At 48.2% G+C, this 17,391-nt stretch carries 16 protein-coding genes; 13 read left to right on the top strand and 3 right to left on the bottom strand.

All coding sequences use genetic code 11. The features are described 5' to 3' along the window. The first annotated feature begins 133 nt into the window (after positions 1–133). From AB5903_RS12250 to AB5903_RS12235, 4 genes are all read left to right on the top strand, one after another. Positions 134–556: a dihydrofolate reductase family protein gene (locus tag AB5903_RS12250; protein WP_004291474.1), complete on the top strand. Its 423-nt coding sequence runs from the start codon at positions 134–136 to the stop codon at positions 554–556. A gap of 238 nt (positions 557–794) precedes the next feature. Beyond that, entirely contained in the window at positions 795–1,400 is a 606-nt protein-coding gene (locus AB5903_RS12245) for an RteC domain-containing protein (protein ID WP_004304269.1), read from the top strand. Between the two features lie 301 nt (positions 1,401–1,701). Next, on the top strand, positions 1,702–2,832 hold the full coding sequence (locus tag AB5903_RS12240) for an ATP-binding protein (RefSeq protein ID WP_004291480.1): 1,131 nt from the start codon (positions 1,702–1,704) through the stop codon (positions 2,830–2,832). Between the two features lie 16 nt (positions 2,833–2,848). Then, on the top strand, positions 2,849–6,103 hold the full coding sequence (locus tag AB5903_RS12235) for a P-loop NTPase fold protein (protein ID WP_004291481.1): 3,255 nt from the start codon (positions 2,849–2,851) through the stop codon (positions 6,101–6,103). A gap of 131 nt (positions 6,104–6,234) precedes the next feature. Here AB5903_RS12235 and mobC read toward each other — a convergent pair whose 3' ends face one another. The 3 genes from mobC to mobA are packed head-to-tail and all read right to left on the bottom strand — an operon-like array spanning position 6,235 to position 9,938. Further along, positions 6,235–8,253: a conjugal transfer protein MobC gene (gene mobC, locus AB5903_RS12230; protein ID WP_004291482.1), complete on the bottom strand. Its 2,019-nt coding sequence runs from the start codon at positions 8,251–8,253 to the stop codon at positions 6,235–6,237. A 30-nt stretch (positions 8,254–8,283) separates the two neighbouring features. Next, positions 8,284–9,531: a conjugal transfer protein MobB gene (gene mobB / locus AB5903_RS12225; protein ID WP_004291483.1), complete on the bottom strand. Its 1,248-nt coding sequence runs from the start codon at positions 9,529–9,531 to the stop codon at positions 8,284–8,286. Further along, the gene (gene mobA, locus AB5903_RS12220; protein ID WP_004291488.1) at positions 9,510–9,938 is read right to left on the bottom strand and encodes a conjugal transfer protein MobA; all 429 of its coding nucleotides are present in this window, start codon (positions 9,936–9,938) and stop codon (positions 9,510–9,512) included. The genes mobB and mobA overlap by 22 nt, the downstream gene beginning before the upstream one ends. Before the next feature lie 421 nt (positions 9,939–10,359). Between mobA and AB5903_RS12215 the strand changes: the two genes are divergently transcribed. From AB5903_RS12215 to AB5903_RS12175, 9 genes are all read left to right on the top strand, one after another. Then, entirely contained in the window at positions 10,360–11,409 is a 1,050-nt protein-coding gene (locus tag AB5903_RS12215; RefSeq protein ID WP_004291492.1) for a ParA family protein, read from the top strand. A 2-nt stretch (positions 11,410–11,411) separates the two neighbouring features. Further along, positions 11,412–11,852, top strand: coding sequence for a DUF3408 domain-containing protein (locus AB5903_RS12210; protein WP_004291503.1), 441 nt, complete (start codon positions 11,412–11,414; stop codon positions 11,850–11,852). 2 nt (positions 11,853–11,854) lie between these two features. Then, positions 11,855–12,208: a DUF3408 domain-containing protein gene (locus tag AB5903_RS12205; RefSeq protein ID WP_004291505.1), complete on the top strand. Its 354-nt coding sequence runs from the start codon at positions 11,855–11,857 to the stop codon at positions 12,206–12,208. 16 nt (positions 12,209–12,224) lie between these two features. Further along, positions 12,225–12,953, top strand: coding sequence for a hypothetical protein (locus tag AB5903_RS12200; protein ID WP_004304280.1), 729 nt, complete (start codon positions 12,225–12,227; stop codon positions 12,951–12,953). A gap of 201 nt (positions 12,954–13,154) precedes the next feature. After that, positions 13,155–13,472 carry a DUF4134 domain-containing protein gene (locus AB5903_RS12195; protein WP_002560983.1) on the top strand — a complete coding sequence of 106 codons (318 nt, stop codon included), beginning with the start codon at positions 13,155–13,157 and terminating at the stop codon, positions 13,470–13,472. Between the two features lie 10 nt (positions 13,473–13,482). Beyond that, positions 13,483–13,815 (top strand): DUF4133 domain-containing protein, encoded by a 333-nt coding sequence (locus AB5903_RS12190; protein ID WP_004291514.1) that lies wholly within the window; start codon positions 13,483–13,485, stop codon positions 13,813–13,815. Further along, positions 13,812–16,316, top strand: coding sequence for a TraG family conjugative transposon ATPase (locus tag AB5903_RS12185; protein ID WP_004291515.1), 2,505 nt, complete (start codon positions 13,812–13,814; stop codon positions 16,314–16,316). Before AB5903_RS12190 ends, AB5903_RS12185 begins: the two co-directional genes overlap by 4 nt. A gap of 40 nt (positions 16,317–16,356) precedes the next feature. Further along, positions 16,357–16,737 (top strand): DUF3876 domain-containing protein, encoded by a 381-nt coding sequence (locus AB5903_RS12180; RefSeq protein WP_004291516.1) that lies wholly within the window; start codon positions 16,357–16,359, stop codon positions 16,735–16,737. 23 nt (positions 16,738–16,760) lie between these two features. After that, complete coding sequence (locus AB5903_RS12175) at positions 16,761–17,390, top strand: DUF4141 domain-containing protein (protein ID WP_004304283.1); 630 nt, start codon at positions 16,761–16,763, stop codon at positions 17,388–17,390. Position 17,391 lies beyond the last annotated feature (1 nt).

The following is a 17,391-nucleotide window of genomic DNA, read 5'->3' as shown; positions in this document are numbered from 1 at the left end:
GTGATGCTTATGCTATGCTTACGCATAGCGTGCATTCACGTACTCTCCGTAAAGGCTTTACCAGAGCCATCGCTTGAAGGTAGTGTGAATTGCACGCTACTTTTTTACCCTTGCCTAACGAAAGGAAACGATTATGGGTAAAGTTCAGATTCTCGCCGTACTGACGATGGACGGATGTCTTTCTTCAGAGTTATATGATAAAGCACATCAGGATTTGTGCCTTGACCGTTGCGGTCTTGATGAAATCAGGAAGAAAGCCTTTTACCGTGTGACACCGGACTATTCCATTTCAATGCTGCACGAATGGAGAAAAGACTGCACAAACATCCGTTACCTCGCGGAAGCCACACCGGACACGGCAGACTATATAAACGGACTGCTGCGGATGCACGCTGTGGATGAAATCATACTATACACCGTTCCTTTCATATCCGGAAGCGGACGACATTTTTTTAAGTCGGCTCTGCCAGAGCAACACTGGACGCTTTCCTCTTTGAAAAGCTATCCCAACGGTGTATGTCGCATTATCTATATCCTTGATAAAAAAGCAAGATAGCCAAAATGTGCGGCAAGCATACATTTCTATTTTCAGGAATAGAATAAATGTTCCGATTACAAACAATTTAAGTCGGAGATAATTTGTCCTTGTGAAAAAATACTGAATTTTATACCTCTGAAATCCAGCACTTTGTAAAATTGAGTGTTGGATTTTTTATTTTCTGCCGCGTTTTTTGCCAATTATATTCATGTGCGCACGCAGAAAACAAAGTGTAATTTTCAAAATTGACAGAACCATGAATTATTTCTTGCTGGCGGAAACCGACTTTTTCCGCCTGATAAACGAAGCCGGCGACTGCAATATGGAAACGGCATACACGGCTTTCGCCACCCAAGTGATCGAACTGTGCAACGGCGGCATGGACATGAACCTTACCGTCATCGCGCTTGCCTACATCGAAATCGAGTTGCAGCACCATCCCGTACGTAATCTGTCAGAAGAAAAAAGAGAGATTGCCGCCTACGTCAGCAAGGCTCTGTCTTTCGTAAGAAAGATGCAGAAATTCCTTGCCACGCCCCAAGTGCCACCACTAATATCCGCCAACAACGCAACAGAAACCACCGCCAGCCTTCTTCAATGGACGGGCAATGCCATCGACCTCGTGGAACTTATCTACGGCATAGACGTGATGGGCTGCATCAACAACGGCAATATGCCGCTCAAACAGCTCGCCCCACTTCTCTATAAGATATTCGGGGTTGATTCTAAAGACTGCTACCGCTTCTACACTGATATCAAACGCCGGAAGAACGAAAGCCGCACCTATTTCATTGACAGGATGCAGGAAAAACTGAACGAGAGAATGTTGCGTGATGAGGAGTTGGAGCGGATGAGAAAATAAAAAAATATCCATTACATATGAGAAGACAGGAATACTCGTATCCTGTCTTTTTATTTTCATTTAATTATATATTAATTAGCACAATATATGTGAGTTTTTCATTCCTATAAGGACAAATTTCAGAAACGTATGTCTGGTAAATTATTGAGTCATCATAGTATGAACATATATCATTACTAAAAACAATGAAACAACTTCCATAAGATTGTGGTTGTAAAAATCGCCATTTAATAGCCCGTTTTTTTTGTAAAATTCGCCAATTAAAAAAATATGATTATCTTTGCATTATATTTTATAAGGTATGGAAACAGTAAATAGAATACTTCAAGAGAAGATTACAGCACGAATCGCGCCCAATAAAGCAGTACTGATTTTTGGTGCTCGCCGTGTTGGTAAAACGGTAATGATGCGTAAAATTGTGGACAACTATTCAGGTAGGACGATGATGCTCAACGGCGAAGACTACGACACATTAGCACTATTGGAGAATCGCTCAATAGCCAATTATCGGCATTTATTGGATGGTATTGATTTGCTGGCTATTGATGAGGCACAGAACATACCACAAATCGGTAGTATTCTGAAGTTGATAGTTGATGAAATACCGGGAATAAGTGTCTTGGCAAGTGGTTCTTCGTCATTCGATTTGCTGAATAAGACTGGTGAACCGTTGGTCGGCCGCAGTACGCAATTTCTCCTTACACCATTCTCGCAACGGGAAATCGCACAGACGGAAACGGCACTTGAAACCCGCCAGAACCTCGAAGCGCGCTTGATTTACGGTTCCTATCCCGAAGTAGTAATGATGGAGAACTATGAACGTAAAACAGACTACCTACGTGATATTGTCGGTGCATACCTGCTTAAAGATATCTTAGCAATTGACGGCTTAAAAAATTCGAGCAAGATGCGCGATCTACTGCGATTGATAGCTTTTCAGTTGGGCAGCGAAGTTTCTTACGAAGAGTTAGGTAAACAACTCGGCATGAGCAAGACGACCGTTGAAAAATACCTCGACCTATTGGAAAAGGTCTTCGTTATCTATCGTCTGGGGGCTTATTCGCGTAACCTACGCAAGGAGGTTACAAAAGCTGGCAAGTGGTACTTCTACGACAACGGCATTCGCAATGCCATTATCGGGGCTTTCTCACCGCTGGCCATTCGGCAGGATGTCGGTGCGCTGTGGGAGAACTACATCATCGGAGAGCGGCGCAAAGCGAACTTCAATGAGGGACTGCACAGGGAGTTCTATTTCTGGCGCACCTACGACAAACAGGAAATCGACCTGATTGAGGAGAGTGCCGACAGTCTTACCGCCTTGGAGTTCAAGTGGGGAAATAAAATGCCGGCCGCACCGAAAGCCTTCCAAGAAGCCTATCCCTATGCCGAGTTTCATGTGGTAAATCGGGAGAATTATTTGGAGTTCGTATAATCAATAAATTACGTATATGGAAACAAAACTACAATCCAAACAGCAATATCCGCGGTTTATCCAAAATAAACCGTGTGGTATTGACAAATTCGATGGAGGTTCGCAAGAAAGGTTGGCAAAAACTATTGCTCGCCATTTTTGTCAGAATGATTCATTGGATGAGGAATGTACTTTACCTCGAATTATCGGCATCGAAGGTATTTGGGGATCTGGAAAATCCAACGTGGTTAAAATGTTGGAACGTGAATTATCAGACGACTATTACTTTTTTGAGTATGACGCATGGGGACATCAAGAGGACTTGCAACGCCGCTCTATATTGGAATTGCTTACAAGCAAACTTATTGATGATGGTATCCTATCTGGAAATGCAACAATAAAAGTCAAAGGTGGAGGTACGAAAACCGTATCATGGTCTGAAAAGCTGAAATATTTATTAGCCCGTAAAACGGAGACCGTAACCGAAAAATATCCCCTTATCAGTAATGGTATGGTTGCGGCATTTTTGGTTGCAGTTTTAACTCCGATATTTACATTTATTGCGTATGCAGTAAAACCTACACCCACAACATGGTGGTTTTCTTTATTGTCTATTATCATAGCTGCACTGCCAGTTCTTATTGCATTGTGCGTTTGGAAATGGGCATATAGCAAAGATCATAAATATGGATGGAGTTATATGTTAGCTATTTATCAAGATAAAGTCGAAAAGGACGTTTGCTATGAGACTTTGAGCGAAGACGAACCAACGGTTTACGAGTTCAAAACATGGATGCAAGACATTTCTGATTTTATCAAGGAAAAAGGACAACGTAAATTAGTCCTTGTTTTTGACAACATGGATCGTCTCCCCGCTGAAAAAGTAAAAGAATTATGGTCTTCTATCCATACGTTCTTCGCCGATAGCGGTTTTGAAAATGTTTGGGCTGTTATTCCTTTCGATGAAACACATTTAGCTTGTGCATTCGGAGATGAGACCGACGAACAAACGAAACAACTGACCAAGTATTTTATCAATAAAACTTTCCCTATTGTTTATCGTGTTGCTCCTCCTGTTATTACCGACTATCGAAGTATATTCAACAAACTGTTTGTTGAAGCATTTGGAGAAACAGAAAATGAAGCGAAAGAAACTATAAATCGGATATTCAGATTGGTAAATCCTAATGCCAATGTTAGGGAAATTATATCATATATCAATGAGATGGTCGCTCTTAAACAAGAGTGGTGTAACGAAATTTTGATGATAAACATAGCATTGTTCTGTTTGAAGAAGACGGATATTCTGGCAAATCCAGTAGAACAAATATTGTCCGGCGACTATCTGAATGGCATTCAAACAATAATTAACAATGATCTGCAAACACAACGCGAAATTGCAGCTTTGGTATATGGTGTCGATGTTGAAGATGCTCGACAAATTCCATTGAAAAAATATATTGAAGGCTGCATCAACGGAGAAGAAGACCACGACATAAATCAATATGCAGAGACTAATAAACAATTTGACACTGTATTAGAAGAAGTTATACAATGTATGGACAATGCGCTTATCGATAAGATTATACATTGTTTGCATAAATTAACTCGAAAGAGCGATGTTATTCTGCGTGTATGGCAAAGAATAGCACAATTGAAATTAAAAGAATCCATAGAGAAGCAGGTGTTCCCTGTCGAATACCAAGAACTGCTGTTGCATTTAGACACGGAAAGCCAAAACCATGTGATTGCTCAATTATATAAGAAGATAGTTCGGTTCAATGACTTCAATGGCGGCGACTATTTCAAAACGTTAGATGCAATAGACAGGTTTATTGCGCAAAATAAGTTGGCGTGCGATTTTACGTCATTGATTGAAGCAAAAACAGTCAAGCCAAATACATTTATCGATTATATTCAAGCTGCAAATGCAACAGATGCTGCCTATCGGGATAACGCGACAACTAAAGCATATAAATATTATCAAGTAGCAACAAATTCGGAGGCGCTCGATAATTATTTGGCAAACTTACTACCCGATAATTTCGACCATGCAGATATTGTAAAAACGTTAAAAGATAATTCTACCTATACGTTTCCAACGCTTTTGCAAGCGATCACGAATTGCATTGATGAACAGAATGTAAATAAAGATAATATAGGGGCTATATTTACAACCTATCGTTTATTGGCATCTGACGAAGAAAGACCTTTACCTGTAACGTTAGATTCAACCTACATAAATCAGTTGCATTCTGAATTAGAAACTGATGGCCGAAACATTAAAGAGTCTGGATATTACGATTTAGTCGCCATGCAATTGGCACATGGTCATTCCGTTTCCTTAATAGAGGGTGGAGATATAAAATATGTTGCAGAACTCATGGACTATTATGTGGATCATGGAGACTTATTAGTAAATAGTGTGGGATGGAATATACCGCTATTAAATGAAACACTACAATACATGGTAAATCATAAACTTGGCTATAAATTATTGCTCTCAGACATATTGCCCCAATTTGAAGATATTAAGAACAGAATAGGTGTAACGGATGAGGTATTTATCGAGCATTTAGCAGAGTGGAATACCGATTTGGATAAGTATATCACTAAGAACAATATTAAAGATGTAATTCCTGACGCATCTTTTTACGATTTGACCACTAAAATAAGCAATGTCCTGACCGATCATATCAATAAAATAGCGTTCGAAGCGTTGTCTGAAATAAGTGTTGATACATTATACGCCCAAAGAACAGCACATACATCATATTATTGGTTTGTCGCAATAAAACATTTACTGGCTAAAATCAAATCCTTGCCAGATAACTTGACTGAATTTGGCAAAAAGATTCTGATGGATATTGCTTCTGGAACTCAAAGTTTGAATCCTTTCCCTAATTGTTTCAAGAATATAGTTGAAAGATTGGATAAACGAAAAATTAAATCGACAGTTACCGATATAAGAAATGATTTCTGCATCGGTAAAAAGACTATCAATGCAATAAAGTTTCAATTTTTCGAAACATGGCTTAGATCGCATGGTAATTTGAAAAGTCAAGCTGGAGACGTTATTGATAAAATAGTGAAACCTGTAATTTCCGATGGGGCATGCCGTTCATTGATTCTGCAAAACAAAGATTTTTATATGGATTTAATAAATACAGCAGGGGATGATGCTTATGAATTGAAAAAGAGTCTCCGAAACCTCATACAAAAAGATTCAGATCCGCAATTGGTTAAATTTGTCAATTCGATAGATTCAGTACCTGAGGTTGAAACCGCGTAAGTATTTGTCTAACAAGTCCGAATTTTACGATTTTACCCGTCAGAACTGAAGTGCCCCCCAAAAAAATTGTATCCAACTTTTGGGGGTCACTTCAAACTTCGATAGGGATAATTTTCAATTTTGGGGACTTGTTAGACAGTCTCATTATCTGGTAGCAGTTTACACAGCACCGGATCGTTTTTGATACGCTCCAGTTCCTCCTGCACAATCTGCTTCACCTCTTCCTTGATGCGCCGGTAGTTCGCCTGCACCGTTTCCTTCATGCGGTCGTTGCCGTCCTCGTCCGTGAAGTTTGTAATGACGGGAATTTTCTTGTAGGCACTTTCTTCCCGTTTCACCTTTTCGGCATCCACCACAATCTCGCAATGAAAAATCTTCTGCTCGATACGCTCGTTGAAGTTGTCGGATACAGAACCGACAAACATTCCCTGCGTAAGCCCGGAAATCTTACTCGGTGGAATGAGCGCGTCCATCTGCGTGTTGATGGAGGTGGAAACATCCTGCCGGTTGATGGAGATGGACTGCCGTTTCTGCAACACCTTACCGAACCGCTCGGAGAGCGTCTTGGCTGTTTCCCCCACCACCTGACCGGAGAAAATATTGCCGACAGTGTTCATCACCACTTTCGCCTCTTTGTCCCCGTAGTCACGCACTAACTGGCTGAAATCCTGAAAGCCCAGACACACGGCAACCTTGTTGCTTCGGGCGGTAGCTATAAGATTGTCCAACCCTTTGAAGTATATTGTGGGCAACTCGTCGATGATGACCGATGACTTCAGCATCCCCTTCTTGTTGATGAGCTTCACGATACGGGAATTATACAGACCGAGTGCCGCACCGTAGATATTCTGACGGTCGGGATTGTTACCCACGCAGAGGATTTTCGGCTCTTCGGGATTGTTGATGTCCAGCGTAAACTCGCTGTCTGACATCACCCAGTAGAGCTGCGGTGAAATCATCCTCGAAAGCGGGATTTTTGCCGACGCTATCTGACCCATGAGCTGCTCCGCAGCCCCTCCAAGCCACGCATCCATGAACGGCGAAAGGTAGTTCTCCAGCTCCGGATAAGAGGTCAGTATCGGAAATATATCCTCGTAACGGCGGTTCAGAAACTCGATAGCATGGGGAAACGTGCAAAACTTCCCGTTCTGATAGATTTTGAGATACCAGATAATACTGGCAAACAGAATGATAGGTGACTCCACGAAGAAGTCGCCCTGCTTTTGCACCCACGTTTTATTGAGGTTGAGCATTATTGTGTAGGCACTCTCATAGGCATCCGTAATATCTTCCATAAAATCCGGGTGAATGGGATTGCACCGATGAGAGCGTCGCGGGTCGTCGAAGTTGATCACATAGAACTTCGGCTTTACCTTGTAGCCGTCCGGGTGGTTCAGCAAATGGTTGTAGGCAATAGTAGATAGGTCGGGATACTTGAAATCGTAGATGTATTGACTAAAGCCCTTTTCAATCTGTTGCTTGATAAAATTGTTTACCACGGCATAGGACTTGCCGCTGCCCGGCGTACCCAACACGATGGACGCACGGAAGGGATTAACTACATTGATCCAACCGTTGTTCCAGCGTTTCCTGTAATAGAAACGTGTCGGCAGATTGACCGAATACTCGCTTTCGATAAGCCTCGTTTCCTGCATGAAACTCTCGTTCTCGTTGTTGAAAACATCCTCCATCAAATTGTGTTTCAACAGGCGGCTCATCCACAGACCACCCATCAACAGGCAGACATAGCCCGTTCCAATGGTAAGGACATACAGTCCCGTCACCGCTTCAAGCGGCAGCGGCAGGGGCAGCAACCACCAGTTCAGGAAAAACAGCACGAACCCGACGGCAAATGCTGTCCAGATTCTCCCCCAAGTGATTTTCTCACCCTTGACACCCTTCGTACCCAGACAGGACAAGGCAAGCAAAAGGACGGAAAACAGCTTCGTGTAGAGAATGGAATGGAACAGCCCCGCCGTGCGGTCGAAGTTCAGAAGGATTTTGTCCACCACGCCGATGTTCACGCCCCACAGCCGGATGGCTTCGTAGCAGAACCAGTACACGTTCATGACCACTAAAATGATACTCACGGCACGCAGAAAATCCATGATTTTCGCCAATGCCCTCAAATCGTCTTCTTGTTGTGACATACATTGATTTTTTAATTGTTGATACTCTGATTACATACCCAAGCCCTTGCGTTTTTTCTTCTTTTTGCGCTTCATCGCCCGGATGAAAGCCTCTTCCTCGGCATCTACCGCCGGACCTTCGGGAGTGAGCAAGCCCATACCGCCCGATATATCTTCACTGTCGTAGGCGGTCTGCCCGTGTGCCTTGTCCGCAGCATCCACAGGGATGGATAGCGGTATCGGCGGTTGTCCGGCGTATGGCAGGGTGAAGTGTTCCTGCAAGGCATTCGCCGAAAGCTCCTTACCCATGCGCGAACCGTTCAGCACGCATCCCGTGCGGTGGTCGATGAAGGTAGCCCCATAGATGCGCCCTTCCTCTGTGTAGCGCAGTACGGTGTCGATGCCCTTCTCTTTGAGTTGGGATACAAATTTGTCCTTGTCATAAGTGCCTTGCAGCACGGAAAGGACGGTGCGTTTCGTCATGTCTGCCAGTTTCCTATCCTTGATTTCCGATTTGGAACGGACAAACTTCTTCTGTACGGCTTCATAGCCTGCGGACTTCCCGAAAAGCGAGGATTTGAACGGGTTGCCCACCTTGTTACCCTTGTCGTCCGTGACGGAATAGACCAGCCCGTGATACTCCCGTCCGCGCACGTTGCCCCTCGCTTCCTCCACCGTCATATTATATAAGGAAAGGAGCGCACGGTATTCGCCCATCGTCTGGAAACGGTACTGCCCATTCAGAGCCTTCACGGTGTTGCCTACCTGCTTCTTCACATCACCTGCCGATGCGGCCACCTTGCGCAACGGATTATCCAATCTCTGATTTTTACGTTCTGCCGGATGCAATCCGTACTTCTGTTCCAGTTCCCTGCGGATACGGTCGCTGCGGCGGTAGAGAAAATCCCGGTTGAGCCTTTTCCCGTTCTCGTCCACGTTGACCGTCACGATGTGCAGGTGGTGGCGGTCGATGTCCTCGTGCTTGAATACAAGATAAGGCTGGTTTCCGAAACCGAGTTTTTCCAGATACTCGCGGGCGATATTCTGCAACTCAATATCGGTCAGCACATCCTCCGGGTGCGGGTTGAGAGAGATATGCACCACCGGCTTCTCGATCTTCATCTGCGGTGGCAGGAAGGTGAGAAAACCCTCCATCGCCTTGCCTATGTCCACCGTTCCCGAACCGTCATTGTAGATGCGGTTGGTGGTGAGAAGCCGCCCCTGCGCCTCGTTAATCTTCTCCCCGTTGTAGGCAATCGCGCCGTACAACGAACTTCCTACACTGATTTTTGCGACCATTTTGCCTCCATTTCCCTTGAAAGTTCCACAATCCGGCGGCTCAGTTTCACGAGTTCGACGGTGTGTTGCTCTAATTTGTAGAGCAACGCCATCGCCTTTTTCTCTGAAAAATGCAGCCTCAGTTCCTTCACGACTTGGTTGTAATTCGTACCCACGGCACGGAATTGTGCATGAAAATCCGACAGTTTGGTGTAATAGTCCACCAACGTCTTGTCCACCTTCAGCACCTTGAACGGTTGCCCGAAGAAGTGCGCTTTGAGGAAAACAGACCGTGCATAGACACCCGATTTTCCGAACATGGCGAGGAAACGGTTGTGTTCCTCCTCGTTGAAACGGACGGTGTACCGGTACACCGCCGGATCAAGTTTGGGATTTCTCCCTGATTTGCTTTTCCTTTTCTCTTTCATATTACTTTGGATTTAGCGGATTGACGGCATAAGCCGCCGCTTCGGATTACAGCACCGCAGTTCTGAAAGGCTTCCCGACTTCGGAGGGAAAGCCCGCCCCCTGCAAGGGCAAGTGCTTTTCGTGGCTGCTCAAAATATTTTGAGCGGCTGAAAAGACATCTTGCTATGTTCAGGTGAACATAAAAATCCGTCAGGGGACGGATTGGGAAAATACCTTTCAGGACTCCGGGCCGCGCGTCATCGGCGAACCCTGCTGTCCGGGTGCAAAGTTACGCCCTTAAAGCGGTATCGGACAGATGCTTGACCCGGTCAATGACTGCCAACCGGCGCAACGTGCCGCCACTTGCCGGAGAAGTGATACAGGTTCCAAAATATACTTGTTTATTTGCAGCATGATTCAAGAAACGAACGATTTGAAGATATGATAAACGGAACATTCAAATACCCGGAAATCCGCTTCTTCGGATACTTGCCGAAACGGATACCCGAACCGTCGGAAACCCGGTTCTCCGACAATTCGGTGACGTATGGATTCAATGACTTCATGACGCAATGTCGTCAATCACCATTTGTCCGACGCACCGCTTCACCACAGAACCGGATACGCGACGACCCGCCTGCGTGTGTAGTCACGGAAGCGGATGGTGCGACAGCCAAATCCGTATGGAAACAGAAAAACAAATCATCAACAATTAAAATAAATGGAACTATGAGTAAGGAAATCTTCGTTGCATTCGCAACACAGAAAGGTGGCATCGGCAAATCCACTGTCACGGCACTTGCCGCCAGCTACCTGCACAACGTGAAAGGCTACAATGTCGCCGTCGTGGACTGCGACGACCCGCAGCACAGCATCCACGGGCTGCGCGAACACGAAATGGGGCTTATCGACAGCAGCACCTACTTCAAGGCTCTCGCTTGCGACCATTTCCGCCGGATCAAAAAGAACGCCTACACCATCGTCAAAAGCAATGCGGTGAACGCCCTCGACGATGCCGAGAGGATGATTGCCACTGAGGACGTGAAACCCGACGTGGTGTTCTTCGACATGCCCGGCACACTCCGAAGCAACGGCGTGATAAAGACGCTCTCGCAGATGGACTACATTTTCACTCCGCTGAGTGCCGACCGCTTTGTCGTGGAGAGTACCCTGAAATTCGTCACGATGTTCCGCGACAGGCTGATGACTACCGGACAGGCGAAAACAAAGGGGCTGCATCTGTTCTGGACGATGGTGGACGGCAGGGAGAGGAACGACTTGTACGGCATCTACGAGGAAGTGATAGCCGAAATGGGCTTTCCGGTACTTTCCACCCGCTTGCCCGACAGCAAGAAGTTCCGCCGTGACCTTTCGGAAGAGCGCAAGAGCGTTTTCCGCTCCACCATCTTCCCGATGGACACGGCACTGCTGAAAGGGAGTGGCATCCGGGAGTTTTCCGAAGAGATAAGCGACATCATCAGACCGCAGTGAGCATGGGCAGCAGGAAAGTGAACACGGAAGGCATCGACGAGGAACTGCTGTTAGCCTCCATCGGGCGGCGCACACAGGACGGGACACTGCGCCCCGCACAGGAAGTACCCGCAGCTGCACCGACCGAAGAGGACACCGCCGCACCGGAACCATCTCCTGTGCAACCCGTAACACGGGAAAAAGCGCAGAGGGAAAGTGGACGCCGGAAAAGGCAGGACGAGGACTACAACGAGCTATTCCTGCGCCGCAACGAGATAAAGACCCGCCAATGTGTCTATATCAGCCGTGACGTCCACGGCAAGATCCTCAGAATCGTGAACGACATCGCCGGAGGGGAAATCTCAGTAGGCGGATATGTGGATACCGTGCTGCGCCAGCATCTGGAACAGCACAAGGAGAGAATCAACGAACTGTACAAGAAACAACGTGAAGATCTGATTTGAAAATGGAAAAAGAAATGACACCGAATGAAAAAAGACCACAGCAAGACTGCGGAGGTATGTTTACCCAAGTGCAGGCGAGTGTGGAAATACTGTCGCCTGTCCCGGTAAGCGGCAAATGCAGTGAGAAGGACTATGAACGCCTGTTCATCCGCGACCCGGAAGTAAAGGCACGTGAGGGGAAGATGGCGTATGTGCGCCCGGAGTACCACGAGCGTATCATGCGTATCACCCGTGTAATCGGGCATGACCGGCTTACGCTGTCCGCTTACATCGACCATGTGCTGACGCACCACTTCAACCAGTGCGAAGATGCGATAAAGAGCCTTTATGCCCGAAATTACAATTCAGTATTCTAACCAAAAACGGAAGGATATGAATTACACAATCAGCATGACAGACATTCTGCTGGCGGTATCGGTCGGCTGCAACCTCTGGTTCCTGTTCCTGCTCCTTTACGAGCGCATCATGGACACGCGGATTGTCCGCTTCTTCAAGGGCATTGTCGGATTATGGCGGTCACTGGACGGGAATGAGGCTAAACGCATAGCGGCACACGAGGAAGTCCCTGCGGAAAAGGCGGACATCATCGGCAAGAGCCGTTTCAGGATGGCATCCACCCGGACAACCGCTGCCATACCGACGCAAGAAGCCGCCACTATTGAAAAAGGCATTGAGCTGTCGGAGGAAGAGGCTACTTTTGACGACGGAAAAACGGGAAACGCATCCCGCCCGGCACAAGTCCCGGAGGAAAAACTCGATGAGACCTTCACGAGCATACCGCCGGAGGAACTGGGATACGGGGACGACGAACCGGAAGAGGACGCCTCGGACACGCCACGGGCTTCGGGCAGCAGCTTTGACGAGATTGACGACGCCTGCAAGACCGCCAAAAACCCGGACGCGACACAGGCGGAACGTGAAAAGGCGGCTAAGGTGTTCACCGACATGGAGGGCACGGAGTTGTACGAGAAAATGATGGAAGGCTCTTCGGAGATAGGCATCCGCATCAAGGGGCTTATCGAGATTCGGCTGAAGAAATCTGAAAAGGAGTTCGTCGTGCCGGACAACATCGAGGAGTTCGACATTCGCAACTATGTATGACAACAATAAAAGAAATGAACATGAAAGAATGACATCAACCCACGCGGCGAGGAAACGCAAGGCGCATCCCCATCCGCAACGGACACGCCCACGTCCGTGGAAACAAACGGGCATCCACTAAAACCAAAGTAAAGAAACAAAGTATCAACCGCCCGACAAAGGACCATCCACCCTTTTGACGGCAAAAAACAAGAACAGTTTATGAACAAGAACATCTTGAAAAACAGAAAAGCAATCCTCTCCGCGGCACTTGTCATCGCCGCAACCGCCTCCGCTTTCGCGCAGGGAAACGGCATCGCGGGCATCAACGAAGCCACCTCTATGGTGAGTTCTTATTTCGACCCCGGAACTAAACTGATATACGCCATCGGTGCAGTCGTCGGGCTTATCGGGGGCGTAAAAGTGTACGGCAAGTTTTCATCGGGCGACCCCGACACCAGCAAGACAGCCGCCTCGTGGTTCGGCGCGTGCATCTTCCTGATTGTTGCCGCCACCATCCTGCGCTCATTCTTCCTTTAATAAATAATGTATGGCTGAATACCCAATCAACAAGGGTATCGGCCGTCCGGTAGAGTTCAAGGGCTTGAAGGCACAGTACCTCTTCATCTTCTGCGGAGGTCTGCTGGCTCTCTTCGTCCTGTTCGTCATCCTCTACATGGTCGGTATCGACCAGTGGATATGTATCGGCTTCGGCGCGGCATCGTCCTCCCTCCTTGTATGGCAGACCTTCGCGCTGAACGCCCGGTACGGTGAACACGGGCTGATGAAATTAGGAGCGGCACGGAGCCATCCCCGATACCTTATCAACCGGCGGCGGATAACCCGTCTGTTCAAACGACAACGAAAGGAAGAAAGACAATGAGGAATACATCGAAAATGACAACACTGGAAAACAGGTTCCCACTTTTAGCGGTGGAGCATGGCTGCATCATCTCAAAGGACGCCGACATCACGGTGGCTTTCGAGGTGGAACTACCGGAACTTTACACCGTGACGGGTGCGGAGTACGAGGCGATACACAGTTGCTGGTGCAAGGCTATCAAGGTGCTGCCGGACTACTCCGTCGTCCACAAACAGGACTGGTTCATCAAGGAACGCTACAAACCGGAGCTTCAGAAGGACGACATGAGCTTTTTAAGCCGCTCTTTCGAGCGTCACTTCAACGAGCGTCCGTACCTGAAACACACCTGCTACCTCTACCTGACCAAGACAACAAAGGAGCGTAACCGGATGCAGAGCAATTTCAGCACGCTGTGCCGGGGACATATCATCCCGAAGGAGCTGGACAGGGAAACCACGACCAAGTTCTTGGAAGCCTGCGAACAGTTCGAGCGCATCATGAACGACAGCGGGCTTGTCAGGCTGCGCCGCCTCTCCACCGATGAGATTGTGGGTACTGAGGGAAAGACGGGACTTATTGAACGCTACTTCTCGCTCATGCCGGAAGGTGACACCACCTTGCAGGACATCGAGCTTTCGGCAAGGGAGATGCGCATCGGCGACAACCGCCTGTGTCTGCACACCCTCTCCGACGCGGAAGACCTGCCGGGCAAGGTGGCTACCGACACCCGTTACGAGAAGCTCTCCACCGACCGGAGTGACTGCCGACTGTCATTCGCCTCCCCGGTGGGGCTTCTGCTCTCCTGCAACCATATCTACAACCAGTATGTGCTGATAGACAACAGTGAGGAAACCTTGCAGAAGTTCGAGAAGTCCGCCCGTAACATGCAGTCGCTATCTCGCTATTCAAGGAGCAACAGCATCAACCGCGAGTGGATAGACCAATACCTGAACGAAGCCCATTCCTACGGACTGACCTCGGTACGGGCACACTTCAACGTCATGGCGTGGAGCGACGATGCGGAGGAACTGAAGCATATCAAGAACGACGTGGGCAGCCAGTTGGCAAGCATGGAATGCGTGCCGCGCCACAACACCATCGACTGCCCGACACTCTACTGGGCGGCGATACCCGGCAATGCGGCGGACTTCCCGGCGGAAGAGAGTTTCCACACCTTCATCGAACAGGCGGTGTGCCTGTTCACAGAGGAAACCAACTACCGCAGCTCGCTCTCGCCCTTCGGCATCAAGATGGTGGACAGGCTCACGGGAAAACCGCTGCACCTTGACATCTCCGACCTGCCCATGAAGCGAGGTATCACGACCAACCGCAACAAGTTCGTGCTGGGTCCTTCGGGCAGCGGCAAGTCTTTCTTCATGAACCACCTCGTGCGCCAATATTATGAGCAAGGCGCACATGTGGTATTGGTGGACACGGGAAACTCCTATCAGGGCTTGTGCGGCATGATCCGACGCAAGACAGGCGGAGCGGACGGTGTGTATTTCACCTACACGGAAGATAAGCCCATCAGCTTCAACCCGTTCTACACCGACGATTACATCTTCGACGTGGAGAAGAAGGACAGCATCAAGACCCTGTTGCTGACGCTCTGGAAGTCGGAGGACGACAAGGTGACAAAGACGGAGAGCGGCGAGCTGGGCAGTGCCGTGAGTGCCTATATTGAGCGCATCCAATCCGACCGTAGCATCGTGCCGTCGTTCAACACCTTCTACGAGTATATGCGTGACGACTACCGCAAGGAACTGGCACAGCGTGACATCAAGGTGGAGAAGTCCGACTTCAACATCGACAACATGCTCACCACCATGCGGCAGTATTACCGGGGCGGGCGTTACGATTTCCTGCTCAACTCCACGGAGAACATCGACCTGCTCGGCAAGCGGTTCATCGTCTTCGAGATAGATTCGATTAAAGAAAACCGCGAACTGTTCCCCGTCGTGACCATCATCATCATGGAAGCCTTCATCAACAAGATGCGGCGGCTGAAAGGCGTGCGGAAACAGCTTATCGTGGAAGAGGCTTGGAAGGCCCTCTCATCGGCGAACATGGCTGAATATCTGCGCTATATGTATAAGACGGTCAGAAAATATTACGGCGAGGCAATCGTGGTGACGCAGGAGGTGGACGACATTATCAGTTCTCCGGTGGTCAAAGAGAGCATTATCAACAACTCGGATTGTAAAATCCTGCTTGACCAAAGGAAATATATGAACAAGTTCGACCAGATACAGGCGTTGCTCGGACTGACGGAAAAGGAGAAGTCGCAGATACTCTCCATCAACATGGCGAACAACCCTTCACGGCTCTACAAGGAGGTGTGGATAGGCTTGGGCGGCACGCAGTCGGCGGTCTATGCCACGGAGGTCAGCGCGGAAGAGTATCTGGCGTACACCACCGAGGAAACGGAAAAAGTGGAGGTTTACCGTCTGGCGGAGAAGCTGGGCGACGACATCGAAGCCGCCATCCGGCAGCTTGCCGAAAGGCGGAGAAACAAGGAATAACTAAAAAACAGAATGTATCAACCAAAAAAGAAAAACGCGTATGAATTTACCAAAAGTGAAAATGCTGCAAGTCAGCAAGTGCCTTATCGGATTGGCGGTCATGATGCTGCAATCCTGCGACGTGGCCGACAACCGCCGCGACATGCTGTGCGGGAACTGGGAGAGCGTGGAGGGAAAACCTGACGTGCTTATCTACAAGGAGGGCGAAGCCTACAAAGTGACGGTGTTCCGTCGTAGCGGTCTGCGCCGCAAGCTCAAGCCGGAAACCTATCTCTTGCAGGAGGAGAACGGCAACCTGTTCATGAACACCGGCTTCCGCATCGACGTGTCCTACAACGAGGCCACGGATGTGCTGACTTTCTCGCCAAACGGGGACTATGTGCGGGTGAAGCCGCAGCCGGGACATCCGACCGAAGAATAACAACCACTAAAATCCAAAGTAACATGAGAACAAGAATAACAATGATTATCTGCCTGTGCCTGCTTTTCGCGGGCAGGGCAAGCGCACAGTGGGTCGTAAGCGATCCGGGCAATCTAGCGCAGGGCATCATCAATGCCTCCAAAAACATCATCCATACCTCCAAGACCGCCACGAACATGGTGAGCAACTTTCAGGAGACGGTGAAAATCTATCAGCAGGGCAAGAAGTATTACGATGCCCTCAAATCGGTGAACAATCTGGTCAAGGACGCCCGCAAGGTGCAGCAGACCATCCTGATGGTGGGCGACATCACAGACATCTATGTGAACAGTTTCCAACGGATGCTCCGTGACGGGAATTTCAGACCCGAAGAGCTTTCCGCAATCGCTTTCGGCTACACGAAACTGCTGGAGGAAAGCAACGAAGTGTTGACGGAACTCAGGAACGTGGTGAACATCACCACGCTCTCCATGACCGACAAGGAGCGCATGGACGTGGTGGAACGCTGCCACTCGAAGATGAAGCGTTACCGCAACCTCGTGAGCTACTACACGAACAAGAACATCTCCGTGAGTTACCTGCGTGCGAAAAAGAAGAACGACCTCGACCGCATCATGGGGCTGTACGGGAACATGAACGAAAGATACTGGTAGC

The sequence above is a fragment of the Bacteroides sp. 2201st1_D9_2201SCRN_220225 genome, assembly GCF_040928965.1.
GTDB classification, from domain to species: Bacteria; Bacteroidota; Bacteroidia; order Bacteroidales; family Bacteroidaceae; genus Bacteroides; species Bacteroides stercoris.
Note: the sequence above shows the minus strand (reverse complement) of the source record. Positions and strands in the feature narration are given on the sequence as shown.

Coding starts and splice junctions, on each gene's coding strand:
- AB5903_RS12250 (WP_004291474.1), top strand. CDS start 134: ATGGGTAAAGTTCAGATTCTCGCCGTACTGACGATGGACGGATGTCTT.
- AB5903_RS12245 (WP_004304269.1), top strand. CDS start 795: ATGAATTATTTCTTGCTGGCGGAAACCGACTTTTTCCGCCTGATAAAC.
- AB5903_RS12240 (WP_004291480.1), top strand. CDS start 1,702: ATGGAAACAGTAAATAGAATACTTCAAGAGAAGATTACAGCACGAATC.
- AB5903_RS12235 (WP_004291481.1), top strand. CDS start 2,849: ATGGAAACAAAACTACAATCCAAACAGCAATATCCGCGGTTTATCCAA.
- mobC (WP_004291482.1), bottom strand. CDS start 8,253: ATGTCACAACAAGAAGACGATTTGAGGGCATTGGCGAAAATCATGGAT.
- mobB (WP_004291483.1), bottom strand. CDS start 9,531: ATGGTCGCAAAAATCAGTGTAGGAAGTTCGTTGTACGGCGCGATTGCC.
- mobA (WP_004291488.1), bottom strand. CDS start 9,938: ATGAAAGAGAAAAGGAAAAGCAAATCAGGGAGAAATCCCAAACTTGAT.
- AB5903_RS12215 (WP_004291492.1), top strand. CDS start 10,360: ATGATAAACGGAACATTCAAATACCCGGAAATCCGCTTCTTCGGATAC.
- AB5903_RS12210 (WP_004291503.1), top strand. CDS start 11,412: ATGGGCAGCAGGAAAGTGAACACGGAAGGCATCGACGAGGAACTGCTG.
- AB5903_RS12205 (WP_004291505.1), top strand. CDS start 11,855: ATGGAAAAAGAAATGACACCGAATGAAAAAAGACCACAGCAAGACTGC.
- AB5903_RS12200 (WP_004304280.1), top strand. CDS start 12,225: ATGAATTACACAATCAGCATGACAGACATTCTGCTGGCGGTATCGGTC.
- AB5903_RS12195 (WP_002560983.1), top strand. CDS start 13,155: ATGAACAAGAACATCTTGAAAAACAGAAAAGCAATCCTCTCCGCGGCA.
- AB5903_RS12190 (WP_004291514.1), top strand. CDS start 13,483: ATGGCTGAATACCCAATCAACAAGGGTATCGGCCGTCCGGTAGAGTTC.
- AB5903_RS12185 (WP_004291515.1), top strand. CDS start 13,812: ATGAGGAATACATCGAAAATGACAACACTGGAAAACAGGTTCCCACTT.
- AB5903_RS12180 (WP_004291516.1), top strand. CDS start 16,357: ATGAATTTACCAAAAGTGAAAATGCTGCAAGTCAGCAAGTGCCTTATC.
- AB5903_RS12175 (WP_004304283.1), top strand. CDS start 16,761: ATGAGAACAAGAATAACAATGATTATCTGCCTGTGCCTGCTTTTCGCG.